The sequence below is a fragment of the Alteromonas sp. P256 genome (assembly GCF_036864455.1).
GTDB lineage: Bacteria > Pseudomonadota > Gammaproteobacteria > Enterobacterales > Alteromonadaceae > Alteromonas.
The window spans coordinates 269,783-285,671 of sequence record NZ_JAZETM010000001.1; the positions used below are offsets into that span (position 1 = coordinate 269,783).

Genomic DNA, 15,889 nt, shown 5'->3' on the forward strand with positions numbered 1-15,889 from the left:
ATGATATGAATATAGCTATCATTCCCGCACGGGGCGGGAGCAAACGTATACCTCGAAAAAACATTAAGTCATTTTGCGGAAAACCCATCATCGCTTACTCTATAGAGGCAGCTAAAAATAGTCATGCTATCGACCGCGTTTTTGTCTCTACTGATGACCATGAAATTGCTGACGTTGCTAGAGCACATGGCGCTGAAATCCCCTTTATACGCGATGCATCACTCTCAGACGATTCGACAGGTACAACGCCAGTCGTGCGCCAAGCCCTATCTACATTGGTAGAGCAAGGACTTACAGTTGAGGCCTGTGTCTGTATTTACGCTACAGCCCCTTTTCTGTCATCTGAAATCATTGATAGGTCCATTGAAAAGCTACTGAAAGAAAAAGCTGAGTTTGTTTTCACTGCAAATCAATTTTCATATCCTATTCAAAGAGCGCTTTTAGAAGGGCAACGCGGAGAGGTAAGCCCTTTCTCTAAAGCAGATATCGGCAAACGTTCACAGGATTTAGCCGAAACCTTTCACGATGCAGGCCAGTTGTATACCGCTTTGAGTAACACTTGGCTTACTCCATCAGCGCGTGTTTTTTCTAAACACTCTAGAATGATTAAGCTTCCCAGTCATCTAGTTCAAGATATCGATACAATACACGACTGGAAACGCGCAGAGGTTATGTTTAAAGTTCTTCAAGAAATGGGAGAATGCTAGTTTGCGTTTAGCCATTCGAGTAGATGCGTCCTCAGACATTGGCTCAGGGCATGCTGTACGCTGTGCTACTCTAGCCAAAGCACTACAACAAGCCTTGAAAGCTGACAATATTCTATTGAAAGTCGATGTTGTAATCTCGCGCAGTGCTGACATGTTGAACGATGCATTTAAGGCCGCGGGCTTTAGCGTGATTTATGTTAATGACATACATTGCGATGTCAGTCACATTAAAGCCGATATTTGGATTGTCGACCACTATCAGCTTGATGCGAACTTTGAGACCCCCCTGGTAAAAAGTGGTGCGCTTGTAGTGGTGATTGACGACCTCGCCAATCGACAGCACAATTGTCACCTCCTTATTGACGCAAACCTAACGAACAATGCCGAACAGCGTTACAACACATTAGTCACAAAAAATTGCGTTCAGTTGATTGGCCCAAAATATGCGCTGTTGAGGGAGGAGTTCTACCACGTAATAAAGCAGATGATACCGAGAACCCCTAACCATATACTCATTTGCTTTGGTGGTAGCGACCCCACTAACACAACGTCAATGGCCCTTGAGGCGTTGAAAGAAGTTAAAGAATTACCGCTTACCGCCGATGTGGTGATAGGCGCAGGGAACACTCATAAGCAAATGATCATCGAGCAGGTGCAACTCCTTGATAACGTAACGCTTCATATTGATAGTCAAAACATGGCCGAATTAATGTGTAAAGCAAGTGTCATGATCGGCGCTGGAGGCAGTATGCACTGGGAACGGTGTATATGCGATTTGCCTGGGCTTATTATTACTATCGCGGATAACCAAATAGAGGCCACACAGTGCTTGGCTTCACGCTACGCCTGTGAATATATTGGTCATGTAACGTCAGTTAACCGTGAAGTTATCGCTGCAGCGTTACGAAACTACTTCGTCAAAAATAGAGCTGAGACAGCAACCCAAAAGCGTCTTAACCAGATTGTACCGCTAGATGGCGGAGCAGCATCAGTCAGCAAAGAAATTATTTATTTGATAAACACAAAGAAAGACGAAAGAGGTTTTACCATTGAAGAACATTAAAATTGATCGTTTCAATGTAGGCGATGGGTTTCCTCCTTTCATTATTGCCGAACTCTCCGGAAACCATAATCAAGACTTAGCGCTAGCGCTAAAAATGGTAGACGCTGCAGCTGAAGCAGGTGTACATGCGCTAAAATTACAGACGTACACGGCAGATACAATGACTATCGACGTGTCTGAGGGTGAGTTTTATATCGATGATGATAACAGCCTGTGGAACGGCAGCTCTTTGTATCAGCTTTACCAAAAAGCATATACCCCTTGGGAGTGGCACAGCGCTATTTTCAGTAGGGCCAAAGAACACGGTATGGTGGCTTTTAGTACGCCTTTCGACGGGTCAGCTGTGGACTTTTTAGAAACTCTCGATGTGCCTTGTTATAAGGTTGCTTCATTTGAAAATACTGATCACACACTGCTCGCTAAAGTAGCTCAAACGGGCAAACCCGTAATAGTCTCTACTGGAATGGCGAGCCTGGTTGAGATAGCCGAAGCTGTGGACACACTCGAACGAAACGGCTGCACAGATTACGTATTGCTAAAATGCACTAGCCAGTATCCTGCCGATCCAGTTAATGCAAACCTTGCAACTATTCACCACATGAAACAGATGTTTAATTGCCATGTAGGATTATCGGATCACACAAAAGGGATTGGCGTGGCCGTGGCTGCAACTGCACTTGGTGCAACAGTCATAGAAAAACATTTTGTAATTGATAGAAATGCTGGGGGCGTAGATGCTGCTTTCTCACTTGAGCCCGATGAATTTAGGTCTCTGGTGGATGAGACTGGGCGCGCGGCTATTGCCGTTGGAAGCGTGAATTATGGATGTACATCATCTGAGTTAGCCTCTCGCACTCATCGCCGTTCTCTGTATATATGTGAAGATTTGGCAGAGGGTGAGCTATTAACTTCATCAAGCTTGCGCGCTATTCGCCCCGGACTGGGTTTGGCGGTGAAACATTTACCAACGCTTTTAGGAAGACCAGTAACCCAAGCTGTTGCTAAAGGGACGCCAATGTCATGGGACTTGGTTTAACGATGGCATCACATTCACCTAAAAGTCGCTTTTCCCTATTGTCTCACAATGAGTTAGAAACCGTGCTTAAGTGGCGCAATAAACCACATATACGCCAAAACATGCACCATCAAGATACAATAACTTGGACACAGCACAGTCAATGGTATGAGGCACTAACAAATGATGACAGCCGCCTCTTTTTTGTTTTCTATCAGAATGATAGACCTATTGGAGTACTCAATTTTTCTCAGTACCCTTCAGTGCCTGATACTTTCGAATGGGGGTGTTATATTGGTGAAGACAACGCTTGGCCGGGATCAGGGCTTTTGTTGGAAATTGCTGCTTTGCAATTTGCTTTGGAAATAGAGTCTGCAAATGCACTTTACGCTGAAGTTTTATCGTTCAACAAGAGCGTCATCAAGCTTCACACGCTTTTTCAATATATGCCGCTAGAAGATGGTCCATCGTTTGTCCGTGATGGAGAAGAGCATTGCGTAAAGCGCTTTAAATACAACAGAGAACAGTGGCAACACAATAAGGCCATTGTATTAAATCGTTTACCAAAGCAAATTTGCGCAGCTGCGCGCAACATTGAATTTGAAGTATAAACAGTATCTGCACAGTAAATTACGAGAAAAATGTGAACATGTCTGACCTTAAAAAAACCATCTTAGATTGCATGGAGCAAGTTGCAGTGATAGCTGACTGCACGTTGATCGAAAATATTTCCGACGATACCGTTTTATTGCAAAGTGGCCTAGATTCGCTGGGCTTTGCTATGTTGGTTGCACAACTTGAAGAAGAACTAGGAACGGATCCCTTTAGTGAAATGGAGTTAGCGGTGTACCCCAGAACGCTTGGCGAATTCGTTACTGTATACAAGAATGCATTAAGTTGAGCAGATAACCTCTCGTGACTACATTACTTCAGCAACTCGACACATTTGATGGAGCCGCCATCACTCTGCCTAATGGGGATACCATTTCATTTTCCTCTATTGCGTCAAAAACCAACGTTTTGCGAGAGGAAATCAAAGTCGTAGCTGCGAAATCAGCCGACGCTTTGGTCAAAAATTCACATCAAAATGATGCTGCGACAAAAGACAGAGAATTACCTTTTTCTTCACTTACAGAATTTGTAATTGGACTGCTTGCCCTAGAAGGTTGGGTTGAGGAATTTTCAATTTTATCTGACAGATTTATTTACTCTCAACCCTCAACACTGGGCGAAAAGAGCGCAGTCAATTCCACGTGGTTTCTTTTCACGTCAGGTACGACAGGCAAACCAAAGCAAATTGCGCACACAACAAAAAGCATTTGCGCTTCTCTTAGGTTGCGTGGACATTCAAAGCAAAGTTGCTGGGCACTTACATACAAACCTAATAAATTTGCGGGCATTCAAGTGATTCTTCAGAGCTTACTTAGCGGCAAGTGTTTAGTTGATTGCTCCTCTGGCTCACTCGACGAAAAGGTGGCGTTGCTTAAGGAAACCAAAGCCAGTGCGATATCAGCGACGCCCTCATGGTGGCGACAACTACTGATGACGAATAACATGGACTCCCTCAATCTGACCCATATCACGCTTGGCGGCGAAACTGCTGACCAGGATTTACTAAGCACCCTGTCGTCATGTTTTCCATCAGCAAAAATTTTTCACATTTATGCATCAACTGAAGCTGGAGTGGGTTTTGCGGTCAGCGATAAAAAAGCAGGCTTTCCGAAATCATGGGTAGAAAATGGCGTAAACCGGAATTACCTTCGCATAAAGCAAAACATTTTGTGGATTAAACCTTGGTTTGACGCAGCACGGCTTAATAATGCTGGTGCAATTGAGTGTGATGATAAAGGGTACATCAATACACAAGATGTGGTATTTGTAGAGGGCGAACGAGTCTTTTTCAAAGGACGACTGAATGGCACTATCAATGTTGGCGGTCACAAAGTCTTTCCGGAGACGGTAGAAAGCGTTTTATTAAACTCACCTTTAGTTGCGCAGGCCAGAGTTTATGGCAAAGAAAATAAGATTTTAGGTAGTGTTGTCGTTGCCGATATAGTGTTAAGTAAGCCGCCAGCGAGTGCTGACCATAAAAAAATAAAACTGTCGATACTGCTTTACTGTAAAAGGCATTTAGACAGAAAAGACATGCCCACAAAAATTAACGTCGTCGATACACTGGCCTTGTCCGACAGTGGCAAGTTAGTGAGAGCGACAAGCTAACCAGTACCCCAAGGAATAGTGCTGTTGAATTCGATCGTAAAAAGCCAAAAGAAAACCGTGATCCTCACTGGCGCAAGTCGAGGACTCGGCCTCGCTATCTGTAATCAATTACTTCAAGAAAACTATTTCGTTGTTGCTATTTCACGTAGCCTAAGTAGTGAGTTATCAAACCTATGCGATAGTCACCCACTTTCAATTGCTCATCTTTCGTATGATCTGGCCAATCTTGATGCTATACACACTCTCTGTAAGGCAATCATTGAAGAGTTTGGACGGCCTTACGCGCTGGTAAACAATGCTGCTGTTGGCCATGACGGCGTATTAGCTACCATGCACAACAGTGAAATTAACTCACTACTTAATATCAATGTTCAGGCGCCTATTTTGTTGAGTAAATACCTTTCACGAAGCATGATGTTAAACCGTACCGGACGGATTATTAATATATCGTCAATTATTGCCAGTACGGGGTTTAGTGGACTAAGCGTATACGCTGCCAGCAAAGCGGCTATTGAAGGCTTTACACGGTCTCTCTCACGGGAGGTGGGTAAAGCGGGTATTACGGTAAATTGCGTTGCCCCCGGGTATATGCAAACTGAAATGACATCGTCTTTGCAGGGCGAAAAGTTAGAGAGTGTAAAGCGCCGCAGTCCCCTAGGAAGATTAGCGTCTCCAGCCGATGCCGCCTCAGCAGTGTTGTATTTAATGAGCGAACAAGCAAAGTCAATGACAGGCACCATAATAACGGTTGATGCTGGCTCTACAGCCTAACAGATTGATGGTTTCAAAAACGCACACCATAGCGGAAAGGCGATGCAAAACGATATAGATAAAAGCACACCTCTTTATATTGCACCAGCAAACCCCGCTGGCAGAAAATTAGCAAAAAATCTGCAAAGTGCCGGCTACAATGTAAGAGGCTTCGTTGATAACCTTAAACAAGGGGACGATATAGCCAACCAGGCATCCCGCCTTGAGGAAGATGCGAAGGTAATTCTACATATCGCAAGTTATACCGACAGCGTCGCCGCTGGGCTTTTGCGACGCCAATTTGCTCGAGGAGTACTGTGGCTATGCCATACCGCTGACAATTCGCCTCCGCCCATAACATCATCAACAACTTCCGCTGAAAACGCTAACGTTGATATGTCGTTTTCTCGCTATTCACTGCCGTTAAATTTTCGGTGGCGCCAGGTGGTCTTTAATACATGCTTGCTGCTGTTTAAAGCGTTGCGCTTGGTTGCTCCTAAACGTAACTACGTATACTACGCAGAAGGTTTTTTTGATACGAATGTTCTTTTAGCTTATCGAGAACATAAACAACGCTATAAAAAAGAAGCCTTTTTACTTGGTTTGAATTTAAAACAACATATCGCTGAACTGGAGAGCGACAACACTCAATTTGACCATTTGTCTTTACCAGTCTTGTGGAAACTCTGTTGCACAAAACGAATTATCGTTGACCATGAATATACCGGAGATACATTTTCACTTCTGCGAAAACATATTCCTGTGATTCAGCTGTGGCATGGCCTGCCCTACAAAGCGTTAAGCGGGAACAAGCATTATCCTGATATATGCGATGAGGCATTTGTTTCTAGCTCGACTTGGTTCAACAATGAAATTTTCCCTAAGATCTTTCGAGCTAAAAATTACCTAGCATTAGGCTACCCAAGAAATGATGCTTTCCTTCAAAGCCCTAATGAGCGTGATTGGATAAATGCAGAGCCCTATGAATCGCTGAAGCAGATAGAGGATAACTCGGGCAGCATCATAGTTTATGCCCCCACATACCGAGACTGGGGCAACAACGAATACCCCATCGATTTGGACGCCATTAATGCTTGGTGTAGCAAAAATAAACGTGCATTTGTGCTTAAGTTTCACCCCTTTATTTCACGCCTATTTGGAGAGGCTATGGGGCTTGAGGACCGTAATTCATTGCAACAACTCCCTAGCCACCCTTATATTTACATGTATCCCAGCGGCAAGAACATCTATCCATGGCTTGCAGAAGCATCGGCTCTGGTAACCGACTACTCGTCCATTGCTTACGATTTTTTACTGGCCAATAAACCAATTGTTTATTTTCAATATGATAAAGCCGATTATGTGAAATTACGTGGGGCAACACTGGTCAGTGACGATGATTTTATTGCCGGTGAAGTGGTCGAAAGTTCCGATGAAATGCTAAAACGCTTAGCTTATGACCTAGCTATTAAAATCGATGAAGTGGCGGCAGGCAACGTTCATGCTAAACGAAGAGCGTTAATGGAAAAATTTGAACTCACTCTTACTACTTCCGCGGATCACATTATAAATTATGTACGCGGCGGTTAAACAAAAATAGACGGAGTCATCGTCTATTTAGATATTGAGAATTGCGCTTTTCATATTATAAAACCAGTTTCGAGCTTGATATGAGAACAGTGGGCATAGCACCCACCCGACTATCTCAAACGGCCTGTACAGTTTACTTTTTATCGCCTTTTCTGGCATTCAACATCGTCATTTTGTAAGGATAATTAGGACATCGTATTGAACTATTGTGTGCGCTACGAGTTAACGAACTTCACCATATGCGGCGGTATTTCAGACTTCCAATAATAAGTGGTTAATGCAAACCTCTCACCCCGCAAAATAGGTTTCCCCCTATGAATTGCACGCGTGTTAGCGAAGACTAATGTTCCTGCACCCGCCGACAACTCTACACATCGTTGCTGCGGTAAAATATGAGTGGGATCTACTTTAATTCGGTTTTCCAAAGACGATAAGCCATACGCTTTTTCACAGGCGCGCATTGCACGCTCGCTTGCTGTTTTTAGGTAGTACTGGAATGGTCCTGACTCAGCATCAACCTCGCTGAGATAGACCAAAGCTTTGAACTGGTCGCATTTGACAGTGTCTCGATGCCATCCCTGACCGGAGCCTAAATTTCCTTCTATAGCTTTGAGATGACCTGACATAGTAAAGCCAGCTTCAGGAGGGCTGGTGTAAAGTGCATTTATTACTCGCTCAACAACTCTGACGGAACGTAATTCAAGATTAGGCTCTATGCTTCCTATACCCATAATTCTTGTATCTGACTTTAATGGGTCTTGCCAAAGTAAGGTTTCACTTTGATGGGCTAAATGTTGTATTTTTTTTATCGCGCCAGAGCAAAAAGAGGCGTCGAAATAGTGAGGAAGCACGCACAACCCAACATCGCTAACTTTATCCACTATCAGTGAAACCAGTTTATCCTCTGATAGCGAACCCCAATGGTTGATGGTGTATGTACTAGGTGTCGTGTTCATCACTGCAACTTTACAAAAATAAGTTCTAAAGAGTAGTAACTGTATTTTTCGCGTGGCAACCTATGCTCTGTGTAACCGAGTGTTCTAAACCTTGCTCGCAACCTATCAATCTCATTAAAGAACTGGAGCAGATCTGTAACAGCGCTACTTCGTTTTCTCTCGAACTCCACTATAACTTGCTGTGGGAGGATATCGCTATCAAGGGCATGCTCTAAAATAGTCGGCGCTGCCCCCTCTACATCCAGCTTTAATACGTCAATATGGCTGTGGGAAAACTGTGCCATGACATCGGGTAATGTTCTGCAAGTTGCGATGAACTGTCTTCCCGGGTGCTCAAAAATCATTGATGGTGAACCGCCATAAACTGGAGTACTAAACGTAAATTCAGTATTTTCATTCCATATACCGATTTGTTCAAAAACAAAGTTGGGATGACTAATTTTCTTTATATGCCTGGTGGCAATAATAGAAGGATCAAAAAGGTACACTTTACATCCATAACGGTTGGCGACAGCTTGGTCGAAGCTAGTTTCGCTTAGTACACCCAGAGAATAAACAATACTATTTTCATGCAAAGGGCTTAATTTGCTTACAGCGTAATTGCCACAAATCTGAAATTGCTCGTCAATGAGTGGAATTGTCTCTTCGTAGCGTTTTGTTATTACGCGGTAGGGATCGATAAAATAGTGCCAATTAGCAAATTTAAGCCGTTTTAAAATTCGCTGGTAAAACCGTGCTTTGATAAAGAACGCTACGCCTTTCCATTTATCTTTCTGATAATAGTGTTGTAAGCCTTGTACAATATTCATTGGTACTTATCCAAAATTAAGCAGTGCGCTTTAGTCGTTACATCACTTTACCTATGAGAGCGATAAAAAAGCGAATCACGTAGTAGTATTTTTACTTTATCTCACAAAAATCGCTATTTGAACGTTGAATTTGTGTAGCTAATATAATCGGCATTTGATGAGTAAACTTTAATAAAGCGCTCTCTATCGCTATAGATTCTCTATTAGAAGGCCAACTAGGTAGTACAACAACGTTTCAGTTAGATTGAACAATACTCTATAAAGAAAACCACACCAGAATAAACAGCGAAGGCATAGGTGTAAAAGTCGAATCAGTTACGCTAATCGTACCCGATACTCGCTTAAACAGTCATAACAATGTTAAAGGTATACCTTGTTAGGCCGATAAACCTAAAAAATAAACTCGTAGGGCTACAAGATGCAATGCAGCGCTTGTGCATCGTTAGATGCCAAAAAGAAAATATACGACCATCATTTAGTAAATGTTATCAACGATACCGAAGCACAAGGCTATATTGACCAAAACGTGCCCGAACACTATCTATTCAAAGGTCTAGTGCGCATTTGCGAGTCTTGTGGTTACGGCGAACTTGAAACTCAGTTAGATGAAGAAAAGATAGCTAGTTACTATGATATGGCGTTTTGGGGAAAAAATAATCTAACCCAGCGAGTTCAAGGTGCCATCGCTGGGGATTTTTCCTCAACTCACTTGGCCAGAGCTCGCAGGCAACAGGAATTTATCTCTTCATACCGAACAATCGATACGTTTAATAAGGTGTTAGAAATCGGCGCTGGCGATGCGTTGCTATCGAGAGAGTTACAGAAGTACAGTCTCACTGATGCAAAGTTTGATGTTTGCGAGCCAGGAGAGCACTGGTTGCCCTATTACGAAAAATACAATATTAATAAAGTCGCTGATTTTTTTCCTTTTAAGGCGAATAAAACTTACGACCTTATTGTCACAAGCCATTGGCTTGAACATATACAGCATGTCGAAAACACACTTGTAGGGTTGGGCAATATGTTAGAACAAGAGGGGCTACTGATGATTGAGGTTCCCAATACCGCTCATGCATACTGGGACTTACCCGTTAAAGACACACCCCATATTCACTTTTTTACCGAACGATCTCTGTCAAAATTCGCCGCTAAAGCTGGTTTCGAAATAGTAGATAGCGGAGAATTTGGTATTTTATTTGAAGAGCACAAAGCAGGAAAGCCCCCAAATTACGAGGATTTAGGCAGAAATAGTAAGGGATATTCTTTACTAATTCTTTTGCGAAAACATTAGTAGTTAGATTTTACAATTTGTGCAGCCACATCAAAGTCCTGCTGACTATCTATGTCGATTGAGGATTCTTTCGACATAATAAAAGGGGTAGTATTGGCTTGATACTGCTCACCAAGATATTGACTTTCATAAATAAAAATTGCGCCATTTGGCATGAAAACATCGGCGTTACTTTGCCTGGTAAACCCTTTCCCTTGATTCAACTTGTCATCGAGAAAACGTAAATGCCCTTGTCCATTTTGCTGAAGCAGCCACCGATACTTAGACTCTTCTTTATAAACCGAGGCCATCGACTTGGGAGAGTAATCTAGCGCAAAAAACTGATTAAGAGCATCAGCTATGTGCGAATTTGTTCTTAAAGGAGATGTGGGCTGTAAAACAACGACAACATCGTAGTTTTCCCCCCTATTGCTTAATTCACTTACGGTATCTTTAACTACAGACATTAATGATGATTTGTCACCCGACAAAACATCATTGCGTAAAAAAGGAACCGAAGCACCATAACGCGTGCCAATCTTTGCATACTTCTCGCTATCTGTGGATAGAACAACTTTATCGATATCATTGACGTTAAGTGCTGCTTCTATGGTCCAAGCGATAAGTGGCTTACCGTTTAAAATCCGGATATTTTTGTCTTTCAGCCCCTTCGAACCAGAGCGAGCGGGAATAATCGCTAACACACGTTTCATCATCGTTGCTGTTCCACACTTGAGTATTTATAACGCGTTAACGGCATCAAGTGTTTCCTGCAAACTTCCGTCGTACACTTCCAGAGTTACTGTTTTACCAGCATACTCGTAATTTTTAAGAGTGTGATAAAGCTCTGAGGACCGAGTGAACCCCTGATTCGTATCAGCCAGACCGTTGTTATCACTAAAATGAAGATAATTAGCCTGGGGCATTAAGGCGTTTAATTCATTTTCAAATGATGCTGATAAACTTTCGCAACTCACCTTTAAATGAGCAATATCCAGAAGTAGATTTATTTCGCAGGCATCATTTAACTTGTCTATTGATTTAGTATCTGTCGCCAAAAATGGATTTGCATCGCCAAAAACCCGTTTGTTCGCGCTAGAAAATACATTATTTTCAACGTAAAGCGATATGCCTTTTTCCAGCGCTATGGGCTTAAGCTCATTCCATGCTTCAGCAAATCTTGATATCGCATCGTCCTCATCCTGCAGCTCTACGGAGTCAAATTGCTGGCCGAGTTTAGTGTGCTCTGGCAGAAAACGAAAACCTGCGTGAATACCATACTCTTTGGCGCCGAGCTCCTGTGAGAGAGAAATGGCATCTACAACATGAGAAATTGAACGCTCTCTAATTGAATCGTCGCTGGCTGATAGATTAAGAACAAAGTGTTCTTTAGGTGGTGGAAAATAGTTGTGGCACCTGTAATTTAGTCCATATTTCTCTTTTAATTGGAGTAACTCAGTTTTCCAATTGGCGTAAAGGTTGGTGCCACCAGAAAGCTCAATGTTAGAAAAGCCCGCAACAGCTAACTCTTCGACACTTTTAGCTATTTTTCGATTATTCACACAACTGCTTGAAACAAAGATACTGTTGTTCATTTTTTCATTTGCCTCGCAGGTGAACCTACATAAGTACCAGGTTTATCAATTTTCTCATTCACAAAACTATTAGCCCCAATTGTGACGTCGTCACAAACTGAAACACCATCTTTAATTACGGCTCCCGCGCCTATAAAGCACCGATGTCCAACTTTAGCACGGCCAAGTATTTTAGCACCAACAGCTATATGACAATCATCGCCAATACTGACTTCATGCTCAACGATAGCATACGTGTTCAAAATCACATTGTCGCCTATTTGAGCTTGCGGCCCTATGTAAGCTCCCGCAAAGATTTGGCAAAACCGACCAATGTGCGGCGACATTGCTAGAATTGCACTAGGGTGTATTAAGGGTGCTGCGTAAACCTCTCCTTTATAATGACGTAGAGCACGCTTTCTTGCAGTATTGCTGCCAATGGCAAGAACATAAAACCCATGAGCAGCGCTGTCTTGAACTTCAGCATTAACGACAGGAACGCCTAATATATTTTCCCCAAGCTGTGCCGATGCATCTATGACTTTTGAAGCTGTTAGATTACACGACGATAAAAGCGCAATAAGCGCCCGCGCATGTCCACCTGCACCAATTACAGTAAGAGTTTTTTTAGGATTCAATGACTGCACCGGCTACATAATTTATATTGGCATTGCGACCAGTAAGCTCTTCTAGAAACTTTGCAGGCACCCCTCTCCCTCCGGTCCTTCTAGCAACAAGATTTTCTCTGGTGAATACCTCGCCTTTTTGAATAGGAGATGCCGCCACCAAGCACTTTTGAAGTGCGAGCCTATTGTCTCTTTCGCACAACTCAACACGTTTAACCTGCCTGCCCATCATCGCTTCAACCTTTCTTATCTCGTCAATAAACAAAGCCAGCTCAGCTGGAGATAAGGAGGCTTGGTGATCAGGTCCTGCCAACGATTTATCAATGGTGAAATGTTTCTCAATAACAGAGGCTCCTGCTGCTACAGCGTAGGGAGACGCCCCTATACCACTTGTATGGTCAGAATAGCCAACAATTACACCGTAATCATCAGCATACTTCTTCATAACTCGTAGGTTCAACTGCGAGGTTGGCGCAGGGTAGCTTGATGTGCATTGCAACAAGATTAAGTCTTTAAAGTTCCCAACTAAGGCCTGCATGGCCTCATCGACTTCTGACTGCTCACTCATGCCGGTAGAGAGAATAATGGGTACATTTGCTTTAGATGCTTTTTTGATAAAAGAAAGGTTTGTGAGGTCAGTCGACGAAATTTTAAGTGCTGAAAGCGGCAGCGTTAGTAGGTATGAAAGGCTGGGCTCATCAAAGGGAGTTACTATAAAATCGATGTCTTTCTCTTTTGCATAATTCGCTAACAGTTCACACTCAACGGGGCTTATTTCTAACCCTTTTAGCATTTCATACTGACTTTGTTCTACTTTATCACTGTCAATTTGATATGCCGCTTTTTCTACGTCGCTATTGATCAGTGAGTCTGTATTAAACAGTTGAAATTTGACCGCATCGGCACCGCTATTGACGGCTATATCAATCAACTGATAGGCCAGATTCATATCACCATTGTGATTCACTCCAGCTTCAGCAATCACATAAACGGGATTGTTAGCACCAACTAACCTGTTTGAAATTCTTATCACATTGGAAAAGTTTTGCATACTTGCCCTCAAATATTGGTGGTCATAAATCGGGTAATCAACTGACAGATTTGCTCGATCTGTTCATCTTTAAGCCCGATAAAAGTGGGGAGTGACAATCCAGATTGAGACAATATATTGGTCGACTTTAGTGCTTCTCTATTATCAAAATACGGAGGTTGTTCGTGAAGTGGAAAGAAAAATGGTCTTGAGTCAACGTTATTTTCTCGCAGCCACTGATGAAGTGTTTTTATGTTTTTACTTTCATCAGTAGAGACCAAGCGCAGTGACATAAGCCAGTTTACAGGCTTAGCTCCATCGACTTCTTTTTTAAAAATGATACCTTCCACACCCGATAGTAAGTCTTTGTAAAGTAACTCTTGATGGGTTCGCAAGGATGTAAACTCATCCAATAATTCAAGTTGAGCAACGCCTATTGCAGCTTGAATGTTGGTCATGCGGTAATTTAGGCCAGCGAATTCATGCCAATAGCGCTTTTCAGGAGACATACCGTGGTCGCGAAGTACTCGAATTCTATCCGCTAGCTGAGCATCATTGGTAGTTAGCATTCCGCCTTCGCCAGTTGAGAGTAGCTTATTAGCAAAAAAACTGTAGCAGCCTACCGTGCCAAATGTCCCCATGTGCTCTTCGTTTAGCGTTGCTCCTAACGACTCTGCACAATCTTCTATGATTGCTATTTCGCGACTCTCAGCCAATTTGAGAAGTGCATTCATATCTACCGGGTTACCATATAAATGAACCGGTATTATGGCTTTGGTTTTTGGGCTGATTAATGATTCGCAATCTCTTAAGTCCATTGTCCAAGTAGCGCTTTCGACAGCGCACAATACTGGCCTCGCTCCGCATAACAACACTGCATTAGCTGTGGCAGCAAACGTTAGATCAGGAACAATGACTTCATCACCAGGGCCAACTTCTAAAGCCATTAATGCTAAGTGAAGCGCTGCCGTACCGCTGGTCACGCTGATAGCAAATGAAGCGCCTACGTATTTTGCAAACTCTCGCTCAAACAAGCCAACATACGTTCCCTGCGATGAAATCCAACCGGTATCGAGACATTCATTAACAAGCTCTTTTGCTCTTTCACCTATAAAAGGCTGTGACACTGGAATGAATGGCATTTTAATCATTTCTATACTTATTCAAAATCGCCTCATCTCTCGCCAAAGATAAGTCGTGTAATACCATTTCTTCGACCATATCTTTGAGACTAATTGATGGTTTCCAGCCGAGTTTCCTCTCTGCTTTACTCGCATCGCCCCACAGAACGTCTACTTCATTCGGTCTAAAGTAATAAGGGTCTATTCGAACTACGACATCCCCTACCGCAAGTGCAGATGTCGCCTGACGAGTGCATTGTTCAATCCTGTCTTTATCAACACTCTCCACGACACCAATTTCATTTGCACCACTTCCACTCCAATTTATCGTTATACCGATAAGTTGAAAGCACATTTCGACAAACTCTCTAACGGAAGTCTTTCTACCCGATGCGATGACAAAATCCTCTGGTACGTCCTGTTGGAGCATTAGCCATTGTGCTTCTACGTAGTCTTTAGCATGCCCCCAGTCTCGTTGCGCATCAATATTGCCCAAGAACAAACACTCTTGTAATTCAAACGCAATTCTCGCAATTGTCGATGTGATTTTTCGAGTAACAAAAGTTTTGCCTCGATATTTAGATTCATGGTTAAAAAGAATGCCATTACAGGCATACATACCGTAAGACTCTCGATAATTGATTACCGACCAGTAAGCATATAGCTTAGCTGTTGCATAGGGAGAGCGTGGGTAAAAAGGCGTGTCTTCACTTTGTCGAGGTGACTGTATTTTACCAAACAATTCGCTTGTTGACGCTTGATAGAATCTCACAGAGGATTCCATCTTGAGAGTTCTGATGGCATCAAGCAGACGTAGCGTACCCAAGGCATTTACATCGGCTGTATTTTCTGGCGCGTTAAAAGATACATGAACATGGCTTTGCGCGGCTAAATTGTAAATTTCAGTTGGTTGAATTTCATTTAACAAGCGGACTAGGGATAGCGAGTCACTCATATCACCATAGTGTAGATAAAAATTATTTTTAATTTGCTGAGGAGGGTAAACCAGATCATGAACCCGGTCTAAGTTAGGCAATGACGCTCTGCGGCGAATACCATGCACTTCATAGCCCTTATCCAAAAGCAGGCGAGATAAATAAGCACCATCTTGACCCGTTACCCCGGTTATTAATGCTATCTTTTTTGTCATGTCATCCT

17 protein-coding genes are annotated in these 15,889 nt (G+C 42.8%); 9 read left to right on the plus strand and 8 right to left on the minus strand.

What is annotated here, in order from left to right:
- Positions 1-5: 5 nt before the first annotated feature.
- The 8 genes from pseF to V7R39_RS01210 are packed head-to-tail and all read left to right on the plus strand — an operon-like array spanning position 6 to position 7,345.
- Positions 6-707, plus strand: coding sequence for a pseudaminic acid cytidylyltransferase (gene pseF / locus V7R39_RS01175; protein ID WP_334027357.1), 702 nt, complete (start codon positions 6-8; stop codon positions 705-707).
- Position 708: 1 nt separating this feature from the next.
- Positions 709-1,770 carry a UDP-2,4-diacetamido-2,4,6-trideoxy-beta-L-altropyranose hydrolase gene (gene pseG / locus V7R39_RS01180; RefSeq protein ID WP_334027359.1) on the plus strand — a complete coding sequence of 354 codons (1,062 nt, stop codon included), beginning with the start codon at positions 709-711 and terminating at the stop codon, positions 1,768-1,770.
- Positions 1,757-2,806: a pseudaminic acid synthase gene (pseI, locus tag V7R39_RS01185; RefSeq protein ID WP_334027361.1), complete on the plus strand. Its 1,050-nt coding sequence runs from the start codon at positions 1,757-1,759 to the stop codon at positions 2,804-2,806. Before pseG ends, pseI begins: the two co-directional genes overlap by 14 nt.
- Before the next feature lie 2 nt (positions 2,807-2,808).
- Positions 2,809-3,396, plus strand: coding sequence for a UDP-4-amino-4,6-dideoxy-N-acetyl-beta-L-altrosamine N-acetyltransferase (gene pseH / locus V7R39_RS01190; RefSeq protein WP_334027363.1), 588 nt, complete (start codon positions 2,809-2,811; stop codon positions 3,394-3,396).
- A gap of 38 nt (positions 3,397-3,434) precedes the next feature.
- A complete protein-coding gene (locus tag V7R39_RS01195; RefSeq protein WP_163105264.1) occupies positions 3,435-3,686 on the plus strand; it encodes an acyl carrier protein in 252 nt (83 codons plus the stop codon).
- A gap of 14 nt (positions 3,687-3,700) precedes the next feature.
- Complete coding sequence (locus tag V7R39_RS01200) at positions 3,701-5,005, plus strand: AMP-binding protein (protein WP_334027367.1); 1,305 nt, start codon at positions 3,701-3,703, stop codon at positions 5,003-5,005.
- A 24-nt stretch (positions 5,006-5,029) separates the two neighbouring features.
- Positions 5,030-5,776 (plus strand): SDR family NAD(P)-dependent oxidoreductase, encoded by a 747-nt coding sequence (locus V7R39_RS01205; protein WP_334027369.1) that lies wholly within the window; start codon positions 5,030-5,032, stop codon positions 5,774-5,776.
- 42 nt (positions 5,777-5,818) lie between these two features.
- Positions 5,819-7,345: a CDP-glycerol glycerophosphotransferase family protein gene (locus V7R39_RS01210; RefSeq protein WP_334027371.1), complete on the plus strand. Its 1,527-nt coding sequence runs from the start codon at positions 5,819-5,821 to the stop codon at positions 7,343-7,345.
- Between the two features lie 215 nt (positions 7,346-7,560).
- On the opposite strand, the gene V7R39_RS01215 is transcribed toward V7R39_RS01210, so the two are convergent.
- Positions 7,561-8,301: a hypothetical protein gene (locus V7R39_RS01215; protein ID WP_334027373.1), complete on the minus strand. Its 741-nt coding sequence runs from the start codon at positions 8,299-8,301 to the stop codon at positions 7,561-7,563.
- Positions 8,301-9,110, minus strand: a complete 810-nt coding sequence (locus V7R39_RS01220) for an FkbM family methyltransferase (protein ID WP_334027375.1) — start codon at positions 9,108-9,110, stop codon at positions 8,301-8,303. Before V7R39_RS01220 ends, V7R39_RS01215 begins: the two co-directional genes overlap by 1 nt.
- A gap of 418 nt (positions 9,111-9,528) precedes the next feature.
- Here V7R39_RS01220 and V7R39_RS01225 point away from each other — a divergent pair, with 418 nt between their 5' ends.
- Positions 9,529-10,401: a class I SAM-dependent methyltransferase gene (locus V7R39_RS01225; RefSeq protein ID WP_334027377.1), complete on the plus strand. Its 873-nt coding sequence runs from the start codon at positions 9,529-9,531 to the stop codon at positions 10,399-10,401.
- Here the strand turns inward: V7R39_RS01225 and V7R39_RS01230 are convergent.
- Genes V7R39_RS01230 through gmd form a run of 6 tightly spaced genes read right to left on the minus strand, consistent with a single transcriptional unit; the run spans position 10,398 to position 15,881 of the window.
- Positions 10,398-11,096 (minus strand): acylneuraminate cytidylyltransferase family protein, encoded by a 699-nt coding sequence (locus V7R39_RS01230; protein WP_334027379.1) that lies wholly within the window; start codon positions 11,094-11,096, stop codon positions 10,398-10,400. The genes V7R39_RS01225 and V7R39_RS01230 overlap by 4 nt on opposite strands.
- Positions 11,097-11,120: 24 nt before the next feature.
- Positions 11,121-11,975, minus strand: a complete 855-nt coding sequence (locus V7R39_RS01235) for a sugar phosphate isomerase/epimerase family protein (RefSeq protein WP_334027381.1) — start codon at positions 11,973-11,975, stop codon at positions 11,121-11,123.
- Positions 11,972-12,592, minus strand: coding sequence for a NeuD/PglB/VioB family sugar acetyltransferase (locus V7R39_RS01240; protein WP_334027383.1), 621 nt, complete (start codon positions 12,590-12,592; stop codon positions 11,972-11,974). Before V7R39_RS01240 ends, V7R39_RS01235 begins: the two co-directional genes overlap by 4 nt.
- Positions 12,582-13,631, minus strand: coding sequence for an N-acetylneuraminate synthase family protein (locus V7R39_RS01245; RefSeq protein ID WP_334027385.1), 1,050 nt, complete (start codon positions 13,629-13,631; stop codon positions 12,582-12,584). Before V7R39_RS01245 ends, V7R39_RS01240 begins: the two co-directional genes overlap by 11 nt.
- 8 nt (positions 13,632-13,639) lie before the next feature.
- Entirely contained in the window at positions 13,640-14,761 is a 1,122-nt protein-coding gene (locus V7R39_RS01250) for a DegT/DnrJ/EryC1/StrS family aminotransferase (RefSeq protein ID WP_334027387.1), read from the minus strand.
- Positions 14,754-15,881, minus strand: a complete 1,128-nt coding sequence (gene gmd, locus V7R39_RS01255; protein ID WP_334027389.1) for a GDP-mannose 4,6-dehydratase — start codon at positions 15,879-15,881, stop codon at positions 14,754-14,756. Before gmd ends, V7R39_RS01250 begins: the two co-directional genes overlap by 8 nt.
- Positions 15,882-15,889 lie beyond the last annotated feature (8 nt).

Coding starts and splice junctions, on each gene's coding strand:
- V7R39_RS01210 (WP_334027371.1), top strand. CDS start 5,819: ATGCAAAACGATATAGATAAAAGCACACCTCTTTATATTGCACCAGCA.
- pseH (WP_334027363.1), top strand. CDS start 2,809: ATGGCATCACATTCACCTAAAAGTCGCTTTTCCCTATTGTCTCACAAT.
- V7R39_RS01220 (WP_334027375.1), bottom strand. CDS start 9,110: ATGAATATTGTACAAGGCTTACAACACTATTATCAGAAAGATAAATGG.
- V7R39_RS01235 (WP_334027381.1), bottom strand. CDS start 11,975: ATGAACAACAGTATCTTTGTTTCAAGCAGTTGTGTGAATAATCGAAAA.
- gmd (WP_334027389.1), bottom strand. CDS start 15,881: ATGACAAAAAAGATAGCATTAATAACCGGGGTAACGGGTCAAGATGGT.
- V7R39_RS01225 (WP_334027377.1), top strand. CDS start 9,529: ATGCAATGCAGCGCTTGTGCATCGTTAGATGCCAAAAAGAAAATATAC.
- V7R39_RS01215 (WP_334027373.1), bottom strand. CDS start 8,301: ATGAACACGACACCTAGTACATACACCATCAACCATTGGGGTTCGCTA.
- V7R39_RS01230 (WP_334027379.1), bottom strand. CDS start 11,096: ATGATGAAACGTGTGTTAGCGATTATTCCCGCTCGCTCTGGTTCGAAG.
- pseF (WP_334027357.1), top strand. CDS start 6: ATGAATATAGCTATCATTCCCGCACGGGGCGGGAGCAAACGTATACCT.
- V7R39_RS01195 (WP_163105264.1), top strand. CDS start 3,435: ATGTCTGACCTTAAAAAAACCATCTTAGATTGCATGGAGCAAGTTGCA.
- V7R39_RS01250 (WP_334027387.1), bottom strand. CDS start 14,761: ATGATTAAAATGCCATTCATTCCAGTGTCACAGCCTTTTATAGGTGAA.
- V7R39_RS01245 (WP_334027385.1), bottom strand. CDS start 13,631: ATGCAAAACTTTTCCAATGTGATAAGAATTTCAAACAGGTTAGTTGGT.